The sequence below is a fragment of the Massilia litorea genome (assembly GCF_015101885.1).
Lineage (GTDB): Bacteria > Pseudomonadota > Gammaproteobacteria > Burkholderiales > Burkholderiaceae_D > Telluria > Telluria litorea.
This window is the reverse complement of the sequence record NZ_CP062941.1, coordinates 4,377,101-4,398,791: the sequence shown is the minus strand read 5'-3', so window position 1 is coordinate 4,398,791 and position 21,691 is coordinate 4,377,101. Positions and strand designations below refer to the sequence as shown.

General features: G+C 64.6%; 6 protein-coding genes. All 6 read right to left on the bottom strand.

The genetic code is table 11. The features are described 5' to 3' along the window. Window positions 1-39: 39 nt before the first annotated feature. The 6 genes from LPB04_RS19685 to ilvD all read right to left on the bottom strand — a co-directional run bounded on the left by LPB04_RS19685 (window position 40) and on the right by ilvD (window position 21,614). Entirely contained in the window at window positions 40-468 is a 429-nt protein-coding gene (locus tag LPB04_RS19685) for a response regulator transcription factor (RefSeq protein ID WP_193686163.1), read from the bottom strand. A gap of 96 nt (window positions 469-564) precedes the next feature. After that, complete coding sequence (locus LPB04_RS19680) at window positions 565-14,817, bottom strand: cadherin domain-containing protein (RefSeq protein ID WP_193686162.1); 14,253 nt, start codon at window positions 14,815-14,817, stop codon at window positions 565-567. Window positions 14,818-15,271: 454 nt separating this feature from the next. Beyond that, window positions 15,272-15,913 (bottom strand): LuxR C-terminal-related transcriptional regulator, encoded by a 642-nt coding sequence (locus LPB04_RS19675; RefSeq protein ID WP_193686161.1) that lies wholly within the window; start codon window positions 15,911-15,913, stop codon window positions 15,272-15,274. Window positions 15,914-15,925: 12 nt separating this feature from the next. Next, a complete protein-coding gene (locus LPB04_RS19670; protein ID WP_227496494.1) occupies window positions 15,926-17,326 on the bottom strand; it encodes an HlyD family type I secretion periplasmic adaptor subunit in 1,401 nt (466 codons plus the stop codon). Beyond that, a complete protein-coding gene (locus LPB04_RS19665) occupies window positions 17,310-19,484 on the bottom strand; it encodes a type I secretion system permease/ATPase (protein ID WP_193686160.1) in 2,175 nt (724 codons plus the stop codon). The genes LPB04_RS19670 and LPB04_RS19665 overlap by 17 nt, the downstream gene beginning before the upstream one ends. A gap of 267 nt (window positions 19,485-19,751) precedes the next feature. Next, window positions 19,752-21,614, bottom strand: coding sequence for a dihydroxy-acid dehydratase (gene ilvD, locus LPB04_RS19660; protein ID WP_193686159.1), 1,863 nt, complete (start codon window positions 21,612-21,614; stop codon window positions 19,752-19,754). Window positions 21,615-21,691: the final 77 nt, after the last annotated feature.

The window sequence follows — 21,691 nt, the reverse complement described above, 5'->3', positions numbered from 1 at the left end:
GCATTCAATCCAAATCGCACGCCAGGGCCCGCCATGGTGCTAGGACAGGCTCATTTCCATGATTTTGCCCAGCATCTTGCGCGTCACCCAGGCTTCGCCCCGGTCGACCCCATGCACCGCCCTTGCCAGCAGGCGCTCGAGGTCGCCCTGCTCGAGATAGCCGCGCGCGCCTACCAAAAGGGCATTGGCCAGCTGGTCATCCTCGATGGCATGCGGTCCGACCAGCATGACGAGCGTCCCGGGGCACTTGCGGCGCAAGGCTTGCAGCAGCGAGCACTCGGCGTCGGTGCACAGGTCGGCGCTCAACAACAGGATGCGCGGTTTCAGGCGACACATCCTGGTAACCAGGTTTTCGCTATTCATCGATTGCCGTAAAACAATGATCTCACCGTCGTGGCGCAGCGTGTTCCTGCATTGCGCCATGCCGGTGCCATCCTGGGCCGCGATTGCCACGGTAATAGGTTCCATGATGCGGATTCCTCATGAATGCTCATGTCCGGTTGCCGGATCAGGGAGCGGACATGTGCCCGGCCCCCGATCCATTCCCCTTCGCTACATGACCGGTCAGATGAAATAATTGGGCGTATCGGCCTCGGTAATCAGGACGTTGTTCAGCGTGACCAGCGTGACGAAGGAATCTCCGCCACCGTTGCTGTCGACCTGGACGACAGTATTGGCGCCATCGGAGCTGAATTTCAGGTACCCGCCCGTGAACGCGTTCGTGCCGTCGTAGCCGGCAAAGCCCTGCAGCAGGTCGTGCAGGTCGAGCACGTCCGCGCCGTTGGTCCCCGACTTGCTGAAGTCCCCGACCACGTCGCCGGCGGCGCCGGCATCGGAAGCCAGGTTGAAGTCGAAGGTGTCGTTCCCCAGACCCCCGGTGAGCAGGTCGTCGCCGGCGCCGCCGACCAGGATATCGCTGCCCGCGCCGCCCGCCAGCACATCGTCGCCGCTGCCGCCATACTGGAGCTGGTCGCCGGCATGGGCGCTGTAGTTGACGATATTTACATTGCCCTGGCCGAGCAGGTCGTGGAAACCTGCCGAGGTGTACTGGCCCTCGAGGGCGATGCTGGCGGTATGGGCACCATCGCTGAGGATCAGGGTGCCGCCCGTCCCGGTGGCATTGGCGGAGTAGGCAAGCCTGACGTCGTCGCCGAAGAGATCGCCGAACACGAGCGAGTCGCCGGCATTGAACCCGGCGACCGTACCGGTGAACGCAGCCGAATGGTCGAGCACGAGCGTGCCGTCGCCGTCGGCGGCAAACTGCGTATGGCCGTTTGCGGCGCCGCCGAACTGGAGCGTGGCGGTGCCGCTGATCGTCGCGCTGCCGTTGCCGCCGACGTCGCCGTGGACGGTGACGTTGCCGCCGTTGGCCCACAGGCTTCCAGCATTGTCGAGCGCGCCGTTGATGACCAGGCCGCCGCTACCGGTCGCTGCCAGCGTGCCGGTATTGGTGACCGCGTGGCTGCCCGTGTCGATGACCAGTGCGTGGGCGCCATCGGCGAGGATGGTGCCGGCATTCGCGAGCGTCATCTGCCCATTGCCGATCTGGCCGGCGCCGGAAATGGTGTTGTCGACATTGGTCAGCGTGGCGGCGGCGGTGCCGCCGAAAACGATGTTGCCGCTGCTGTCGGACAGGCGCAGGTCGCCGCCGCCCTGCAGGGTGACGCTGTGCACCAGGATTTCCAGGCTCGTGTCGCTGCCGGTCGACGCGAGCGCAATGGTGCCCGTATTCTCGATGACACCGCTGAACGGCATGATTGCGCCGTCGCTGATGGTCAGGGTGCCGCTGTTGACCGTCACCGGCTCCTGGTTGAAGACGAAATTGTTCGCGCTCAGTGCCGCGGCATGGACACCGACCACCGTGATCGTCGCGCCGTTGTTCAGCGTCAGCACCGCATTGCCCCTGGCGTCGTCTGCGAGATGGGCCTGGACGGCGGCGAAGCTGGTGAAGCCGTCGAATCCGATCAGGTCGATCTTGTCGGCAGCGGCGTCGAAGTTGTGCACGGTGTCGGTGGCGATCGGCTGGGCGAAGACGAACAGGTCGGCGCCGGAGGAGCCGGTGAGATTGTCGTCGGAGGAGACCGCGAAGATCGGCGAACCTGGCGCGTAGGCTTCGACGTTGTCGGCGATGAAGTCCATATGGGCGCTGCCGTCCTGGGCGGTCCACGATTGGGTGATGTTGAGCACGGCCGCGCCGGCGTAGGTGGCGGGCGTGGTCACCGTCAGGGTGGCGGGATCCGCCACCTGCACGGTCCAGCTGCCGTCGGCCGCACGTGTCCCCGCATTGAGGGTCCAGTCCGGCGGAAGTCCGGCAACCGTGATGGACACCATGCCGCTGACTTCGGCGGTTGGAACACCCAGGCCCAGGTTGATGGGTTGTCCTGCGATACCTGCCGGCTTGATGTTGGTTACTGCGAAGCCGACGCCCCCGTTGCCTGCCGCATCGGTCCAGAATGCGGACCCGCTTCCACTTGCGAGGATATTGAAGGGTTGGTTGTTCCCCCCGCCACTAATGCCGCTGACGGCCACCGTGTATGTCGTACCCGAGGTTCCCGACACCACCGAGACGGCGCCGATCGTCGCACCTGGCGCCTGCACGTCCGCGCTGTCGAAGCCGGTCACAGCTTCGCTGAAGGTCACTGTGACGGTCCGGTTGCCACCGTTTCCGCCGGAGGTGACACTGGTCACCGTGGGCGCCAGCGTGTCGATCGCCTGGCTGTCGAAGCCTGCCAGGCTGCCCGACGGGGCCGCATTTCCTGCGGTATCGGTCACGCCGGCCGCCAGGCTCAGGGCCACCGTGCCCGCGGCCACGTTGGCCGTCGGGCTGACCACGACCGTGTAGTTATTGGTGCTGCCAAACCGCGCCACGCTCGTGATGGTGCCATTGGTCGCGGTAAAGCTGCCGGTGGACACGCCCGTCACCGCTTCGTTGAAGCTGACGGTGAAGGTGATCGCCTGGTTGGCCTTGGCTGTGCCGGTGATGTTGTCGGTCACCGCCGTAATCGCCGGTGCGCTGTAGTCGGCGACGAGCGTCGGGTTGCCCGATGTGCTCGTCGTCACATTGCCTGCGGCGTCGAAGAGCTTGATGCTGACCACACCGCCGGCCGCAATCCTGGCCTGGAGCTCGGCGTTGGTTGGGCTGCCGTCACTGGTGGTGAAGTTCACCGAGGTGTCGCCGCTGACGATGCTGGTATCGGTGGCAACCAGCGTGTTTCCTACATACAGTGCGGCGCTTCCTCCCGTGGCCTGGCCGGCGACGATCGTTGCCGATGCGTTCAGGAACGTGTTGGTGCCGTTCACGGTATTGGCGACAACGGTGCCGCCCACCGGCGTCAGCGTGATGGCCGTCGGTGCGTCGGGCGCCAGCGTGTCGATCGGCTGACTGTCGAAGCTGGCCAGGCTGCCCGGAGCGGCGGCGTTTCCTGCCGTGTCTGTCACTCCGGCCGCCAGGCTGAGGGCGACCGTTCCCGCGGCCACGCCGGCCGTCGGGTTCACCACCACCGTATAGTTATTGCTGGCGCCGACCTGCGTCACACTGGCCACGCTGCCATTGGTCGCGGTGAAGCTGCTTGCGTTCACGCCCGTGACGGCTTCGCTGAAGCTGACGGTGAAGGTGATGGCCTGGCCCAGCGCGGCCGTACCGCTCACGTTGTCGGTCACCGCGGTGACGGTTGGCGCGACCTCGTCGACGTCATTGATGGCAAGGCTGACCGTTTGCTCGCTGTGATTGCCGGCGGCATCGGTCGCCACCACGGTGAACGTGTAAGCGGACTTCGTTTCAAAGTCGGGGTTGCCAATCAGGGTCACCGCGCCGCTGGCGCTGTTGATACTGAATGCTGCCGCATCGCCTCCCGCTTTCAGGCTGTAGCCAAGGCCACCGCTGATGTCGCCGGTGTCCGTGGCGGCCACCGTGTACACCACCCGGCCGGCCCCGCTGTTTTCGTTGATCGCCGTGGCCGTCGCCCCGGAGGTGATGGTCGGCGCCACCTCGTCGAGGTTGTTGACAGCGACGCTGAACGTTTGGCTCTTGCCGGGCGAGCCATCCGAGCTGTTGGCCACGATGGTGATGTTGTGGCTGGTCGCGGTCTCGTAGTCGAGCACGGCGCCGTTGGCGACGGTGACGACGCCGGTCGAAGCATCGATGGCAAAGCGGCCGCCGGCGTTGTCGCTCAGGCTGTAGGTAACCACGGCGCCGGCATCCGCGTCGGTCGCAAAGCCGGTCACGCCGACGACAGTTCCGGCCGCGGCATTCTCCGTAACGCTGTTGGCGGCGGCATTGGTGTCAGTAACCGCACTGATCGCGTTGTCGTTGATGTTGGTAAGGTTGATCGTGAAGCTCTGGCTGCTGTTGGGTGAACCGTCGGTGCTGCTGGCGACGATGGTGATCGTGTGGCTGGTTGCGGCCTCATAATCGAGCAGGCTGCCATTGGCGACAGTGACGACACCGGTGGCGGCATCGATGGCGAAGCGGCCGCCCGCGTTGTCGCTCAGGCTGTAAGTGACAAGCGCACCGGCATCGGCATCGGTGGCCAGGCCGGTGATGCCTACGACAGTACCAGTCGCTGCGTTTTCTGCGACGCTGTTGGCGCTGGCATCGCTGTCGGCGACCGCGCTGACGGCGTTGTCGTTGACGTTCGTGAGGTTGATCGTGAAGCTCTGGCTGCTGTTGGGCGAACCGTCGGAGCTACTGGCGACGATGGTGATCGTGTGGCTGGTAGCGGTTTCGTAATCGAGCACGGCGCCATTGGCGACGGTGACGACGCCGGTCGAAGCATCGATGGCGAAACGGCCGCCGGCGTTGTCGCTCAGGCTGTAGGTGACAGCGGCACCGGCATCGGCATCGGTCGCGAAGCCGGTCAGGCCCACTACCGTGCCAGATGCGGCGTTCTCGGCCACGCTGTTGGCGGCAGCATCGCTGTCGGAGACCGCGCTGACGGCGTTGTCGTTGACGTTCGCGACATTGATCGTAAAGTTCTGGCTGGCGGCTGGGGAGCCGTCGGAGCTGCTGGCGACGATGGTGATGCTGTGGCTGGTAGCCGTCTCGTAGTCGAGTACCGCGCCGGTGGCGACGGTGACGATGCCGCTCGTGGCGTCGATGGCAAAGCGTCCGCCAGCGTTGTCAGCCAGGCTGTACGTAACGGTGGCACCGCTGTCGGCGTCGGTCGCAAAGCCGGTCAGGCCAACCACGGTTCCCGCCGCAGCATTTTCGGCCACGCTGTTGGCGCTGGCATCCCTGTCGGAGACCGCGCTGACGGCGTTGTCATTGACGTTGGCAAGATTGATCGTGAAGCTCTGGCTGCTGTCGGGCGAACCGTCGGAGCTGCTGGCCACAACGGTGATGTTGTGGCTGCTTGCTGACTCATAATCGAGCAGAGTTCCGTTCGCAACGGTGACGACACCGGTCGTGGAATTGATGGCGAAGCGGCCGCCGGCATCGTCGCTCAAGGTATATGTGACGACAGCGCCGCTGTCGGCATCGGTGGCGAAGGCGGTCACGCCGACCAGGGCGCCGGTCGCGGCGTTCTCTGCCACGCTTCCGCCAGTGGCGCCATCGGTGTCAGATACAGTGCTGACAGCGTTGTCGTTGACGTTGGTGACGCCAATGGTGAACGCCTGGCTATTGGTTGAGCCGTCGGTGCTGGTGGCCAGGACCGTGATGTCGTGGCTGGTTGCGGTCTCATAGTCGAGCAGGGTGCCGTCGGCAACGGTCACGACACCGGTCGTGGAATTGATGGCGAAGCGGCCGCCGGCATCGTCGCTCAAGGTATATGTGACGACAGCGCCGCTGTCGGCATCGGTGGCAAAGGCGGTCAGGCCGACGACTGCGCCGGTCGACGCGTTCTCCGCAACGCTGTTGGCGGTGGCATTGCTGTCGGTGACCACACTGACGGCATTGTCATTCACATTGGTGAGGCTGATCGTAAATGTCTGGCTGGTGGGAGGCGAGCCGTCCGAGCTGCTGGCGACGACCGTGATGCTGTGGCTGGTTGCCGTCTCGTAATCGAGCAGGGCGCCATTGGCGACGGTCACAACGCCGGTCGAGGCGTTGATGGCGAAGCGGCCGCCGGCATTGTCGCTCAGGCTGTAGGTAACGACAGCGCCGGCGTCGGCATCGCTGGCGAAGGCGGTCACGCCGACGAGGGTGCCGGTCGCGGCATTCTCAGCGATGCTATTGGTGCCAGTGTCGTTGTCGGCGACAGCGCTGACAGCATTGTCGTTGACGTTGGTGACACCGATCGTAAAGACCTGGGTATTGGTGGAGCCGTCGGTGCTGGTGGCCAGGACCGTGATGTTGTGGCTGGTTGCCGTCTCGTAGTCGAGCAGCGTGCCGTCGGCAACGGTTACGACACCGGTCGTGGAATTGATCGCGAAGCGGCCGCCGGCATCGTCGCTCAAGGTATATGTGACGACAGCGCCGCTGTCGGCATCGGTGGCGAAGGCGGTCACGCCGACCAGGGCGCCGGTCGCGGCGTTCTCAGCGATGCTTCCGCCAGCGGCGCCATCGGTGTCAGATACAGTGCTGACAGCGTTGTCGTTGACGTTGGTGACGCCAATGGTGAACGCCTGGCTATTGGTTGAGCCGTCGGTGCTGGTGGCCAGGACCGTGATGTTGTGGCTGGTTGCGGTCTCATAGTCGAGCAGGGTGCCGTCTGCAACGGTCACGACACCGGTCGTGGAATTGATGGCGAAGCGGCCGCCAGCGTCGTCGCTCAGGCTATAGGTAACAACGGCACCACTGTCGGCATCGGTGGCGGCAGCGGTCACACCGACGAGGGCGCCGGTCGCGGCGTTCTCTGCCACGCTTCCGCCGGTGGCGCCATCGGTGTCAGATACAGTGCTGACAGCGTTGTCGTTGACGTTGGTGACGCCAATGGTGAACGCCTGGCTATTGGTGGAGCCGTCGGTGCTGGTGGCCAGGACCGTGATGTTATGGCTGGTCGCGGTCTCATAGTCGAGCAGCGTGCCGTCGGCAACCGTTACAACCCCCGTAGAGGAATCGATCGCGAAGCGGCCGCCAGCATTGTCGCTGAGGCTATAGGTGACGACAGCGCCGCTGTCGGCATCGGTGGCGAAGGCGGTCACGCCGACCAGGGCGCCGGTCGCGGCGTTCTCTGCCACGCTTCCGCCGGTGGCACCATCGGTGTCAGATACAGTGCTGACAGCGTTGTCGTTGACGTTGGTGACGCCAATGGTGAACGTCTGGCTATTGGTGGAGCCGTCGGTGCTGGTGGCAAGGACCGTGATGTTATGGCTGGTCGCGGTCTCGTAATCGAGCAGGGTGCCGTCTGCAACGGTCACGACACCGGTCGTGGAATTGATGGCGAAGCGGCCGCCAGCGTCGTCGCTGAGGCTATAGGTAACAACGGCACCACTGTCGGCATCGGTGGCGAAGGCGGTCAGGCCGACCAGGGCGCCGGTCGCGGCGTTCTCTGCCACGCTTCCGCCGGTGGCACCATCGGTGTCAGATACAGTGCTGACAGCGTTGTCGTTGACGTTGGTGACGCCAATGGTGAACGTCTGGCTATTGGTGGAGCCGTCGGTGCTGGTGGCAAGGACCGTGATGTTATGGCTGGTCGCGGTCTCGTAATCGAGCAGGGTGCCGTCTGCAACGGTCACGACACCGGTTGTGGAATTGATGGCGAAGCGGCCGCCAGCGTCGTCGCTGAGGCTATAGGTAACAACGGCACCACTGTCGGCATCGGTGGCGGCAGCGGTCACACCGACGAGGGCGCCAGTCGCTGCGTTCTCAGCGATGCTATTGGTGCCAGTGTCGTTGTCGGCTACGGCGCTAACAGCATTGTCGTTGACGTTGGTGACACCAATGGTGAAGACCTGGGTATTGGTGGAGCCGTCCGTGCTGGTGGCGAGGACCGTGATGTTGTGGCTGGTTGCGGTCTCATAGTCGAGCAGGGTGCCGTCTGCAACGGTTACGACACCGGTGGTGGAATTGATGGCGAAGCGGCCGCCGGCATCGTCGCTCAAGGTATATGTGACGACAGCACCGCTGTCGGCATCGGTGGCGAAGGCGGTCACGCCGACGAGGGTGCCGGTCGCGGCATTCTCAGCGATGCTATTGGTGCCAGTGTCGTTGTCGGCGACAGCGCTGACAGCATTGTCGTTGACGTTGGTGACACCGATCGTAAAGACCTGGGTATTGGTTGAGCCGTCGGTGCTGGTTGCCAGGACCGTGATGTTGTGGCTGGTCGCGGTCTCATAGTCGAGCAGGGTGCCGTCGGCAACGGTCACGACACCGGTCGTGGAATTGATGGCGAAACGACCGCCAGCGTCGTCGCTGAGGCTGTAGGTAACGACAGCACCGCTGTCGGCGTCGGTGGCGAAGGCGGTCACGCCGACGAGGGCGCCGGTCGCTGCGTTCTCAGCGATGCTTCCGCCGGTGGCACCATCGGTGTCAGATACAGTGCTGACAGCGTTGTCGTTGACGTTGGTCACGCCAATGGTGAACGTCTGGCTATTGGTGGAGCCGTCGGTGCTGGTGGCCAGGACCGTGATGTTGTGGCTGGTTGCGGTCTCATAGTCGAGCAGGGTGCCGTCGGCAACGGTCACGACACCGGTCGTGGAATTGATGGCGAAGCGGCCGCCAGCGTCGTCGCTCAGGCTATAGGTAACAACGGCACCACTGTCGGCATCGGTGGCGGCAGCGGTCACACCGACGAGGGCGCCGGTCGCGGCGTTCTCTGCCACGCTTCCGCCGGTGGCACCATCGGTGTCAGATACAGTGCTGACAGCGTTGTCGTTGACGTTGGTGACGCCAATGGTGAACGCCTGGCTATTGGTGGAGCCGTCGGTGCTGGTGGCCAGGACCGTGATGTTATGGCTGGTCGCGGTCTCATAGTCGAGCAGCGTGCCGTCGGCAACCGTTACAACCCCCGTAGAGGAATCGATCGCGAAGCGGCCGCCAGCATTGTCGCTGAGGCTATAGGTGACGACAGCGCCGCTGTCGGCATCGGTGGCGAAGGCGGTCAGGCCGACCAGGGCGCCGGTCGCGGCGTTCTCTGCCACGCTTCCGCCGGTGGCACCATCGGTGTCAGATACAGTGCTGACAGCGTTGTCGTTGACGTTGGTGACGCCAATGGTGAACGTCTGGCTATTGGTGGAGCCGTCGGTGCTGGTGGCCAGGACCGTGATGTTATGGCTGGTCGCGGTCTCGTAATCGAGAAGGGTGCCGTCTGCAACGGTCACGACACCGGTCGTGGAATTGATGGCGAAACGACCGCCAGCGTCGTCGCTGAGGCTGTAGGTAACGACAGCGCCGCTGTCGGCATCGGTGGCGAAGGCGGTCACGCCGACGAGGGTGCCGGTCGCGGCGTTCTCAGCGATGCTATTGGTGCCAGTGTCGTTGTCGGCTACGGCGCTAACAGCATTGTCGTTGACGTTGGTGACACCAATGGTGAACGTCTGGCTATTGGTGGAGCCGTCCGTGCTGGTAGCCAGTACAGTGATGTTATGGCTGGTCGCGGTCTCGTAGTCGAGCAGCGTGCCGTCGGCAACCGTTACAACCCCCGTAGAGGAATCGATCGCGAAGCGGCCGCCAGCATTGTCGCTGAGGCTATAGGTGACGACAGCGCCGCTGTCGGCATCGGTGGCGGCAGCGGTCACACCGACGAGGGCGCCAGTCGCTGCGTTCTCAGCGATGCTATTGGTGCCAGTGTCGTTGTCGGCTACGGCGCTAACAGCATTGTCGTTGACGTTGGTGACACCAATGGTGAAGACCTGGGTATTGGTGGAGCCGTCCGTGCTGGTGGCGAGGACCGTGATGTTGTGGCTGGTTGCGGTCTCATAGTCGAGCAGGGTGCCGTCTGCAACGGTTACGACACCGGTGGTGGAATTGATGGCGAAGCGGCCGCCGGCATCGTCGCTCAAGGTATATGTGACGACAGCACCGCTGTCGGCATCGGTGGCGAAGGCGGTCACGCCGACGAGGGTGCCGGTCGCGGCATTCTCAGCGATGCTATTGGTGCCAGTGTCGTTGTCGGCGACAGCGCTGACAGCATTGTCGTTGACGTTGGTGACACCGATCGTAAAGACCTGGGTATTGGTTGAGCCGTCGGTGCTGGTTGCCAGGACCGTGATGTTGTGGCTGGTCGCGGTCTCATAGTCGAGCAGGGTGCCGTCGGCAACGGTCACGACACCGGTCGTGGAATTGATGGCGAAACGACCGCCAGCGTCGTCGCTGAGGCTGTAGGTAACGACAGCACCGCTGTCGGCGTCGGTGGCGAAGGCGGTCACGCCGACGAGGGCGCCGGTCGCTGCGTTCTCAGCGATGCTTCCGCCGGTGGCACCATCGGTGTCAGATACAGTGCTGACAGCGTTGTCGTTGACGTTGGTCACGCCAATGGTGAACGTCTGGCTATTGGTGGAGCCGTCGGTGCTGGTGGCCAGGACCGTGATGTTGTGGCTGGTTGCGGTCTCATAGTCGAGCAGGGTGCCGTCGGCAACGGTCACGACACCGGTCGTGGAATTGATGGCGAAGCGGCCGCCAGCGTCGTCGCTCAGGCTATAGGTAACAACGGCACCACTGTCGGCATCGGTGGCGGCAGCGGTCACACCGACGAGGGCGCCGGTCGCGGCGTTCTCTGCCACGCTTCCGCCGGTGGCACCATCGGTGTCAGATACAGTGCTGACAGCGTTGTCGTTGACGTTGGTGACGCCAATGGTGAACGTCTGGCTATTGGTGGAGCCGTCGGTGCTGGTGGCAAGGACCGTGATGTTATGGCTGGTCGCGGTCTCGTAATCGAGCAGGGTGCCGTCTGCAACGGTCACGACACCGGTCGTGGAATTGATGGCGAAGCGGCCGCCAGCGTCGTCGCTGAGGCTGTAGGTAACGACAGCGCCGCTGTCGGCATCGGTGGCGAAGGCGGTCACGCCGACGAGGGTGCCGGTCGCGGCGTTCTCAGCGATGCTATTGGTGCCAGTGTCGTTGTCGGCTACGGCGCTAACAGCATTGTCGTTGACGTTGGTGACACCAATGGTGAACGTCTGGCTATTGGTGGAGCCGTCCGTGCTGGTAGCCAGTACAGTGATGTTATGGCTGGTCGCGGTCTCGTAGTCGAGCAGCGTGCCGTCGGCAACCGTTACAACCCCCGTAGAGGAATCGATCGCGAAGCGGCCGCCAGCATTGTCGCTGAGGCTATAGGTGACGACAGCGCCGCTGTCGGCATCGGTGGCGGCAGCGGTCACACCGACGAGGGCGCCAGTCGCTGCGTTCTCAGCGATGCTATTGGTGCCAGTGTCGTTGTCGGCTACGGCGCTAACAGCATTGTCGTTGACGTTGGTGACACCGATCGTAAAGACCTGGGTATTGGTGGAGCCGTCGGTGCTGGTGGCGAGGACCGTGATGTTGTGGCTGGTTGCGGTCTCATAGTCGAGCAGGGTGCCGTCTGCAACGGTCACGACACCGGTCGTGGAATTGATGGCGAAGCGGCCGCCAGCGTCGTCGCTGAGGCTATAGGTAACAACGGCACCACTGTCGGCATCGGTGGCGAAGGCGGTCAGGCCGACCAGGGCGCCGGTCGCGGCGTTCTCTGCCACGCTTCCGCCGGTGGCACCATCGGTGTCAGATACAGTGCTGACAGCGTTGTCGTTGACGTTGGTGACGCCAATGGTGAACGTCTGGCTATTGGTGGAGCCGTCGGTGCTGGTGGCAAGGACCGTGATGTTGTGGCTGGTTGCGGTCTCATAGTCGAGCAGGGTGCCGTCGGCAACGGTCACGACACCGGTCGTGGAATTGATGGCGAAGCGGCCGCCAGCGTCGTCGCTGAGGCTATAGGTAACAACGGCACCACTGTCGGCATCGGTGGCGGCAGCGGTCACACCGACGAGGGCGCCGGTCGCGGCGTTCTCTGCCACGCTTCCGCCGGTGGCACCATCGGTGTCAGATACAGTGCTGACAGCGTTGTCGTTGACGTTGGTGACGCCAATGGTGAACGTCTGGCTATTGGTGGAGCCGTCGGTGCTGGTGGCAAGGACCGTGATGTTATGGCTGGTCGCGGTCTCGTAATCGAGCAGGGTGCCGTCTGCAACGGTCACGACACCGGTCGTGGAATTGATGGCGAAGCGGCCGCCAGCGTCGTCGCTGAGGCTATAGGTAACAACGGCACCACTGTCGGCATCGGTGGCGAAGGCGGTCAGGCCGACCAGGGCGCCGGTCGCGGCGTTCTCTGCCACGCTTCCGCCGGTGGCACCATCGGTGTCAGATACAGTGCTGACAGCGTTGTCGTTGACGTTGGTGACGCCAATGGTGAACGTCTGGCTATTGGTGGAGCCGTCGGTGCTGGTGGCCAGGACCGTGATGTTGTGGCTGGTTGCCGTCTCGTAGTCGAGCAGCGTGCCGTCGGCAACGGTCACGACACCGGTCGTGGAATTGATCGCGAAGCGGCCGCCGGCATCGTCGCTGAGGGTATAGGTAACGGCAGCGCCGCTGTCGGCATCGGTGGCGAAGGCGGTCACGCCGACGAGGGCGCCGGTCGCGGCGTTCTCTGCCACGCTTCCGCCGGTGGCACCATCGGTGTCAGATACAGTGCTGACAGCGTTGTCGTTGACGTTGGTGACGCCAATGGTGAACGCCTGGCTATTGGTTGAGCCGTCGGTGCTGGTGGCCAGGACCGTGATGTTGTGGCTGGTCGCCGTCTCGTAGTCGAGCAGCGTGCCGTCGGCAACGGTTACGACACCGGTCGTGGAATTGATCGCGAAGCGGCCGCCGGCATCGTCGCTCAAGGTATATGTGACGACAGCGCCGCTGTCGGCATCGGTGGCAAAGGCGGTCAGGCCGACGACTGCGCCGGTCGACGCGTTCTCCGCAACGCTGTTGGCGGTGGCATTGCTGTCGGTGACCACACTGACGGCATTGTCATTCACATTGGTGAGGCTGATCGTAAATGTCTGGCTGGTGGGAGGCGAGCCGTCCGAGCTGCTGGCGACGACCGTGATGCTGTGGCTGGTTGCCGTCTCGTAATCGAGCAGGGCGCCATTGGCGACGGTCACAACGCCGGTCGAGGCGTTGATGGCGAAGCGGCCGCCGGCATTGTCGCTCAGGCTGTAGGTAACGACAGCGCCGGCGTCGGCATCGCTGGCGAAGCCGGTCACCCCAACCACCGTTCCAGCGGCAGCGTTTTCCGCTACGCTATTGGGGGCCGCATTGCTGTCGGTGACGGCGCTGACGGCGTTGTCGTTCAGATTGGTGACCGTCACCGCGATCGCCTGCGTGTCGGTGGCGGTTCCGTCCGACACCTGGACGATGACGTCGTACACGTTATCGGCTCCTGCATCCGTAGGCGCATCGAAGTCTGGCGCCGATACGAAGGACAGGGCTCCGGTCTGGGCGTTGATGCTGAACTTTGCTGCATCCGCGCCGCCCACGATCGTGAATGTCTGGGTCGCCCCATGGTCGACATCGGTGGCCGTTACCACGCCCACCGCAGCGGTGTTCTCGGCCACACTGATCGACGCAGCGGCGCCACCCCCGTGCGATGTGATGACCGGTGCATCATTGGTACCGGTAATCGTCACCGACACCGTCCGGCTGACCTGTCCCCCATGGCCGTCGTCGACGGTGACCGTAAACTGCTCGACCTTCGTCTCGCCTGCCGCCAGGTATTCGACCGCACTGTCCGCCACGGTGTAGGTCCAGGTCAGCGCCCCTCCGGTGCCGGTGCCGGTGGTGTCGCTGGTTTTGATCGCATTCATCGTGCCCAGCGTGGTCCCGACCGACACCGCCGTTACCGTGTGGGTGTCGGTCAGGTCGACATCCGTGAAGGCCATGTTGCCACTGCTGGTCAGGTTGCCCGCCGGCGCGGTCTGTTCCGTCACAGCGCCCGTCAAGGTCGCAGTCCCGATCAGCGGCCCGTCGTTCACCGGCGTGATATTGATCAGGTCCGTGTCCTGGATACCGGCCAGGTCAAAGGTCAGGCTGTGCGTGACCGGGCTATCGGAGCCGTTGTAATAGGTAATGCGATGCAGGACCGTCGCCACTTCGGCGGCGGCGGCCTGATTGTTAAAGCTGACGACAAAATTCGTCCCGTTCCCACCCGAGAAGGTGGCGACGGCCTTGCCGCCGATGAGGATGGTGCTTCCGGAGATTGTCAGGCCGTCGCCGGCGGCAAGGCCGATCACTTCCTTGGACAACAGGCCCGACACCGTCAAGCTCAGGCCAGCAAAATTGCCGGACGCCGATACGGTGGCGTTCGCCGCCAGGAAGATGGCGGAGGCCTGCTCGACGTAGTTCACGCTCCCGTTCACCCCGGGCGCCGCACCGTTCAGGTCGAAGACGATCTTGTTGGCACCCAGGATGCCCGCGTAGGCTTCCCGTCCGGCGCGCGTCAGCGGTGCCGAGGCTGCCAGTTCAGCCGAGTCCGACCATGCATCGAGGTCCCAGCGGCCGCCGCGCTCGGCCGACCCGACCAGGCCCGTTGCCGCCGCCACTGGCGCCCCGATCACGGCGGCGAGGGCATCGAGGAAGATGCCGCCACGTTCGCCCTTGGCCGTGCCGCAGCTCCACACCAGCACCTTGCCGCCATCCTCGAGCGCATCGCCGATCGTGCCCAGGTCCGTGACCGCTTCTTCGAGCGTATCGAGCGAGAGCGGGCCGGATGCGAAGGCGATCTCGCCCGGCTGCCCGTGAGCGATGATGTGGATGGCGTCAATGCCGCTGCGGTTGCGCAGGCTGTTTGCCATCGCTGCGACCGGAGGCTGCATGGCCGGCAGTACGACTTTCTCGACACCGGGAAGCATCCATCCAAGCAGGTCATTCAGGTCAGGGACGGCACTATCGATGAAAACGATTTCGCGGGATTGGGTCATGGTCTTTTCCTGGTAGTTTTGGAAGGATGGCAAGGTGCCGCAGAAGCTGTGGCCCTGCTCTGAAATAGGAGGAGATGGTTGCCGCAGGGGGGATCGATTTCCCGCAACCGAAATGAAGGGCGCCGACCGGCGGACCGCTTCGCCGCCGCCCGCTGGCGGGGCGCCGGTAGTCTCCTGCGATGTTGTGTGCATTCAGTTTTCCCCAGGCCGGTCTTCGTGCTCCCGATCGAAGCGTCGGAAGTCATTAGCGGAGTCGGCCGTAAGTCAGGCTAAATGAATGTCAATACGCGGACTAGTAGACTTTGGTACACCCCCGACTTAAGTCGAGGGCGCTTCGTTGTTTCGACGCAGCGGGAGGGAGGATGCGGGGGACCCGGCGTGGCGCCGGCGCCGATCGACAGGGAACCATGCGCGGGACCGCGCATGCCGGATGCAAGGCGGTGTGGACGACTTGCTACACTTCGGCCAGTTCCACGATGAGCAGCGCCAGCTTCAGCCGGTCCGCGATGCCGAGCTTGCGGAATATCTCGGTCAGGTGGGCCTTGACGGTACTCTCGGTGATCGTCAATTCGCGCGCGATCTGCTTGTTCGACTCGCCGTTGCCGACCAGTTCCGCAATCTCGCGCTCGCGCCGCGTCAGGTCGGCCAGGCGGGCCATGGCGGCGCGCCGGCCTTCGTTGTCGGCCCGGATGCGCGCGCCCAGTTCATCGAGCAGGCGCGGGGTCAGCGTCCTGCGGATCCACAGTTCGCCTTGCTGAACCGCCTTGATCACCAGTTTCACCCGATCAGGTGCGATGTCGTGGCAGCAGCAGCCGCGTACGCCAATCCGGAACAGTCCCAGTTCCCGGATGTCGCACGGTTCGCTGGCGAGCGCGATGATTTTGGTCGCCGCATGGAGTTTCAGCAGGCGGGCGGCACCTTTGGCACCGTCGAGATCAGGCAAGTCCATATCGAGCATGAGTACGTCCGGCTTGATACGCGCCATGTCCGCCAGTAGCACTTCCATGTTCCCGACCGAGGTGGCTGTGGGAAAACCGTCGAGCCCCTGTTTCCAGTAGCGCAGCAGTTCGGATGTTGGACCGGCGAGCAGAATCATGGGCATCTCCTTTTATCGTTCACGAAGCGCCATTTCTTTGGTTTTGATAATCGGCTTGAGCAGGTAGTGGAGCACGGTCTTGTTGCCGGTTTTGATATCCACCGTCGCGACCATGCCCGGCAGTATCGCCAACGGCCTGGCGCTCCCCTCCGGCCTGGCCTGCCTGGTGCGAACCCGGATCTGGTAAAAGCTTTCCTGCCGTTCTCCGGGACGCTCGGGCATCAGCGTATCGGCGCTGATGTGTTCCAGCGTCGCCGGCAGGCCGCCGTAGATCGAAAAGTCGTACGCCGACAGCTTGACCAGTGCTTCCTGGCCCGGCCGCAGGAAGGCGATATCCGACGGACGCACGCGCGCCTCGACGAGCAGGGTGTCGTCCAGGGGCACGATCTCGAGCAGGTCCATGCCCGGCTGGACCACGCCGCCGACGGTGTTGACCTTGATTTGCTTGACGGTGCCTGCCAGCGGCGCCCGCACCAGCGTGCGCGTGACGCGATCGTCGAGGGCCGTGTTGGCGGCGCTGAGCGCGCTCTGTTCGGCGCGCGCGAGATTCAGCTCCTTCATGGCGTCGGCGCGGAAGTGCGCGCTCAGTTCTTCCATTTTCTGCTGGACCTCGCGGTACGCCGCTTCCAGGCGCGGCAGCGCCAGCCTGGTCGCGTCGAGCTCGCCACGCAGGTCGTTGACCTGCCGCTCCAGGCGCAGCAGGTCCACTTCCGACACCGCTCCCTGCTGCGCCATCGGCCGCATCATGGCCAGTTCCCTGGCGATCAGGTCGTAACTTTGCTGCAGCTGGGTTTCCCGCCCGCGTTTTTCGGCAAGCTCCCGGCGCCGCTGCTCGGCCTGCTGGCGCAAGACCCCCTGGTTCACCTGCAATTCGCGCGCCCGGCTGGCGAACAGGGTCTTTTCTTCCGCCACCAGCTTCGGGGCCGTCCGCTCCAGGGCCGCGGGCGGCGCGAAGGGCGTGTTCCCGGCTTCTGCCGACAGGCGGGCGATGCGCGCCTGCAAGGCCAGGTCGCGGGCCTGGCCCTCGCGCGACGATGCGTTGAAGCGGGTGTCGTCGATGCGCATCAGCGGCTGGTCCTTGCGCACCACTTCCCCGACCTTCACCATGATTTCCGAAACGATCCCGCCTTCCAGGTTCTGGACGACCTGGACCTGGCTCGAAGGAATGACCTTGCCTTCTCCGACCGTGAACTCGTCGACCGTGGCCAGCGCCGCCCAGCACAGGGCGAGGATGAAGAACAGCAGCGTGAGCCACAGGATCCAGTGGGTGAAATAACGCGGGCCCTCGAGCAGTGCGGCGCTGCTCTCGCGCATGAATCCGGTGTCGTCGATCGATGGCTTCAGCGCGTCCACGGCGCGCCGCGCGAGGCCGCGCAGGCCGGCGCTGTGTGCAGTGTCATTGGCTTGCTGCATGGAGCTTCCCCTTTGCCAGCGCTGCGAGAACGGCTTCCTTGGGACCGTCGGCAACCACCCGTCCCTGGTCGAGCACGATCAAACGGTTCACCAGGCTCAGCAAGGAGGCCCGGTGCGAGATGAGGATCAGGGTGCGGTCGGCCAGTTCGGCGCCGAGGCGGGCCTTGAACAGTTCCTCGGAACGGTTGTCCATCGCGCTGCTCGGTTCATCGAGCAGCAGCAGCGGTGGCGCCATCAGTTCGGCGCGCGCGATCGCGATCGCCTGGCGCTGCCCGCCCGACAGCTTCTCGCCGCGCTCGCCGACAGGCAGGTCGAGTCCCTGCGCCGAGCGGCTCGTGAACTCGGTGACGCCGGCGATATCGGCCGCCCTCAGGACCGCGGCATCGTCGGCATGCGGCGCGCCGAGCACGATGTTGTCGCGTACGCTGCCGTAGAACAGGAGGATGTCCTGGGGAACGTGGCCGATGTCGCGGCGCAGGGCGGCCGGATCGATCTGGCGCTGGTCGGTGCCGTCGATCAGCACCGCGCCTTCGCTTGGCGGGTAGAGCCCGAGGATCAGCTTTTCCACGGTCGTCTTGCCGGAACCGACACGGCCGATGATCGCGACCCGCTCGCCGGGCCGGATCGTGAAGGACACCTCGCTGAGCGCCTCGGCCGTCTGTTCCGGATAGGCGAAGCTGACGTTCCTGAATTCGACGCCGCCTTGCAGGGCGGGGCGATGCACGAAATCCTTTCCCGGGGGGCGCTCCACCGGCAGGTTCATCAGCCGGTCGATCGAGGCCAGGGCATCGCGCGACTGGTGATAGCGCGTCAGCAGGCTCGCCACTTGCGACAGGGGCGCCAGTACGCGGCCGGTGAGGATGGAACACGCGATCAGGGCGCCCATGGTCAGCTTGTCCTCGGCGATCAGGTGGACACCGACCAGGATCACCGCCAGGTAAGCGGCCTGCTGAGCGAACGAGGAAAAATTGACGGCACAGGCGGAAAGGAAGCGCGAGCGCAAGGCGAGTTTGCCTAATTGCCCGATCAGTTGTTCCCACTTGCGCTGGACTGCTCCCTCGGCGCCCATGACCTTGATGGTTTCGAGCCCGACCAGGCTTTCGACCAGGGTCGCCTGCCGTTGGGCTGCAAGCCTGGAGCTCGTCTGTACCAGGCGCGCCAGCGGCGCCTGCAATGCCAGGCTGGCGCCGATGATGAGCGGCATCGCGAGCAGGGGCGCCCAACCGAGCGGGCCGCCGACCCAGAACATGGCGACGACGAACAGGACGACGAAGGGCAGGTCGATCAGCGCCGTGATGGTGGCGGACGTGACGAATTCGCGGAAGGCTTCGAATTCCTGCAGGTTGCTGGCAAAGGCGCCGACCGAAGCGGGGCGGGCGCTCATGCGGATGGCCAGTACCCGCTCGAAGATATTCGCGGAGAGCACGACGTCGAGCTTCTTGCCGGCGACGTCGATGAAGTAGCCGCGCAGTGCGCGGATGAGCGTGTCGAAGACGATGACGAGCATGACGCCGAACGACAATGCCCAGAGCGTTTCCATCGCATGGTTCGGTACCACGCGGTCGTAGACGTTCATCGAAAACAGCGGCATCGCCAGCGCAAACAGGTTGATCAGCAGCGAGGCCAGCAGGACCTCGGCATACACGGGCCAGGAGCGCACCGCGACGCCCCAGAACCAGTGCGCCGGCCTGGGCACGGCGCTGTCCTGCGTGCGCGCGTCGAAACGGTGCTCGGGGCGTACGAAGAGCAGGTGACCGGCATATTGCTGCTCCAGTTCCGCCAGTCCGATCTCCTGCACGCCGCCGGTGTCGGGCAGGATGATCCAGGCCGTCTCTCCCGCTTTACCCTGCAGGATGCAGGCCTGCCGGTCGCGCAGCAGCAGTACGACGGGCAGGGTGAGGTCGGGTATCTTTGCGAGCGGCCGCCTGGCCAGCCTGGCGTGCAATCCGGCCCGTGCTGCGGCGCGAATGAAGAGCTCGGGAGTAAGGCCGGAGTCCTCCAGCGGCAAACCGGTCGTCAGTGTCTCGGCCGATACCGGCTTGTCGATCAGCCGCGTCAGCTCGACAAGACACTGTAAAAGGGGATCGTCGCTTCGCGTGGCCGCACGGGGCAGCGTCCACTGGTCGTTTCCTTGGGCAAGAGCATCGCTCGGCTTCATTACCGTCAGTCGGAAAGGTTGATAGAAACTGGCTATCGGCAATCCTGCACGGCTCGGGCATTCGAACCGGATCGACATGCACCAACCGTATGTAACCGTTAGTCGGTGCTATAAATGCAATGTATCACTGTTTATGCCCTGTGAATAAACTTTTTGCTGTGGCCGCTTTAGCTGGCGCCACTCGTCGCACGCGAACAACAGCCTGACGGGGCCATTGCGCACGACCAATTATGTGGAGCGCCAGGGCGGCGCCCCTCCGTTCCCGGTTCAGCGCTTGAGCTGCGCCAGGTCGCGCACCGCGCCGCGGTCGGCCGATGTGGTCAGTGCCGCATACGCCTGCAGCGCCTGCGAGACATAACGTTCGCGGCCCACCGGCTGCCAGGCGTCGGCGCCGCGTGCGTCCATCGCGGCGCGCCGCTGCGCCAGTTCGCCATCGCCCACGCGCAGGTTGATGGTGCGCGCCGGGATGTCGATGTCGATCATGTCGCCTTCTTCCACCAGGCCGATCGCGCCGCCTTCGGCCGCTTCCGGCGAGGCGTGGCCGATCACCAGGCCCGAGGAGCCGCCCGAGAAGCGGCCGTCCGTGAACAGGGCGCAGGCTTTGCCGAGGCCCTTCGACTTGATGTAGGAGGTCGGATACAGCATCTCCTGCATGCCGGGACCGCCTTTCGGGCCTTCGTAGCGGATGATGACGACGTCGCCTGCGTGCACGCTGTCGCCCAGGATGGCTTCCACCGCCGCGTCCTGGCTTTCGAAGACGCGCGCCTTGCCCGAGAATTTCAGAATGCTCTCGTCGACGCCGGCGGTTTTCACGATGCAGCCCTTGGCGGCGATGTTCCCGTACAGGACCGCCAGGCCGCCGTCCTGCGAGTAGGCGTGGGCGCGGTCGCGGATGCAGCCCAGGCTGCGGTCGATGTCGTTCGAATCGAAGCGCTCCGACTGCGAGAACGCGACCTGGGTCGGCACGCCGCCCGGTGCGGCGCGGAACAGCTGGTGCACGGCGCGGTCGTCGCTGACGCGGATGTCGTATTTCGCGATCGCCGCTTCGAAGGTCGGGCTGTGTACGGTCGGGAGCGAGGTATCGAACAAACCTGCCCGCGCCAGTTCGCCGAGGATGGCGAAGATGCCGCCGGCGCGGTGCACGTCCTCGATGTGGTACTTGTCGGTCATCGGCGCGACCTTGCACAGGCAGGGCACCAGACGCGAAATGCGGTCGATGTCGGCCATCGTGAATTCGACCTGCGCTTCGTGGGCGGCGGCCAGCAGGTGCAGGACGGTGTTGGTCGAGCCGCCCATCGAGACGTCGAGCGCCATCGCGTTCTCGAAGGCCGCCTTGGTGGCGATCGAGCGCGGCAGGACCGAGTAGTCGTCCTGTTCGTAGTGGCGCCTGGCGATGTCGACGATCAGGCGGCCCGCGTTCAGGAACAGTTCCTTGCGGTCGGCGTGGGTTGCGACGATGGTGCCGTTGCCGGGCAGGGACAGGCCGAGCGCCTCGGTCAGGCAGTTCATCGAGTTCGCGGTGAACATGCCGGAGCAGGAACCGCAGGTCGGGCAGGCCGAGCGCTCGGCTTCGAGCACGTCGGCGTCCGACACGGTCGAATCGCCGGCCTTGATCATGGCGTCGATCAGGTCGAGCTTGATGACCTTGCGCTCGTTGTTCACGACTTTCACGACCTTGCCCGCTTCCATCGGACCGCCGGAGACGAAGACGGTCGGGATGTTCAGGCGCATCGCGGCCATCAGCATGCCCGGGGTGATCTTGTCGCAGTTCGAGATGCAGACCATGGCGTCGGCGCAGTGGGCATTGACCATGTACTCGACCGAGTCGGCGATCAGGTCGCGCGAGGGCAGCGAGTAGAGCATGCCGCCGTGGCCCATGGCGATGCCGTCGTCCACCGCGATGGTATTGAATTCCTTGGCCACGCCGCCATGCGCTTCGATCTCGCGCGCCACCAGCTGGCCCAGGTCCTTCAGGTGCACGTGGCCGGGCACGAACTGGGTGAAGGAATTGACGACGGCGATGATCGGCTTGTCGAAGTCGCCGTCCTTCATGCCGGTGGCGCGCCACAAGGCTCTGGCACCGGCCATGTTGCGGCCCTGGGTGGTGGTGTGGGAACGGTAAGTCGGCATGGTTTTTCCTGAAGGCGGCGGGCGAATGAAGGCTTCAGGATGCCGGATGGGCAATGATATGTCCAATATGCGATTTC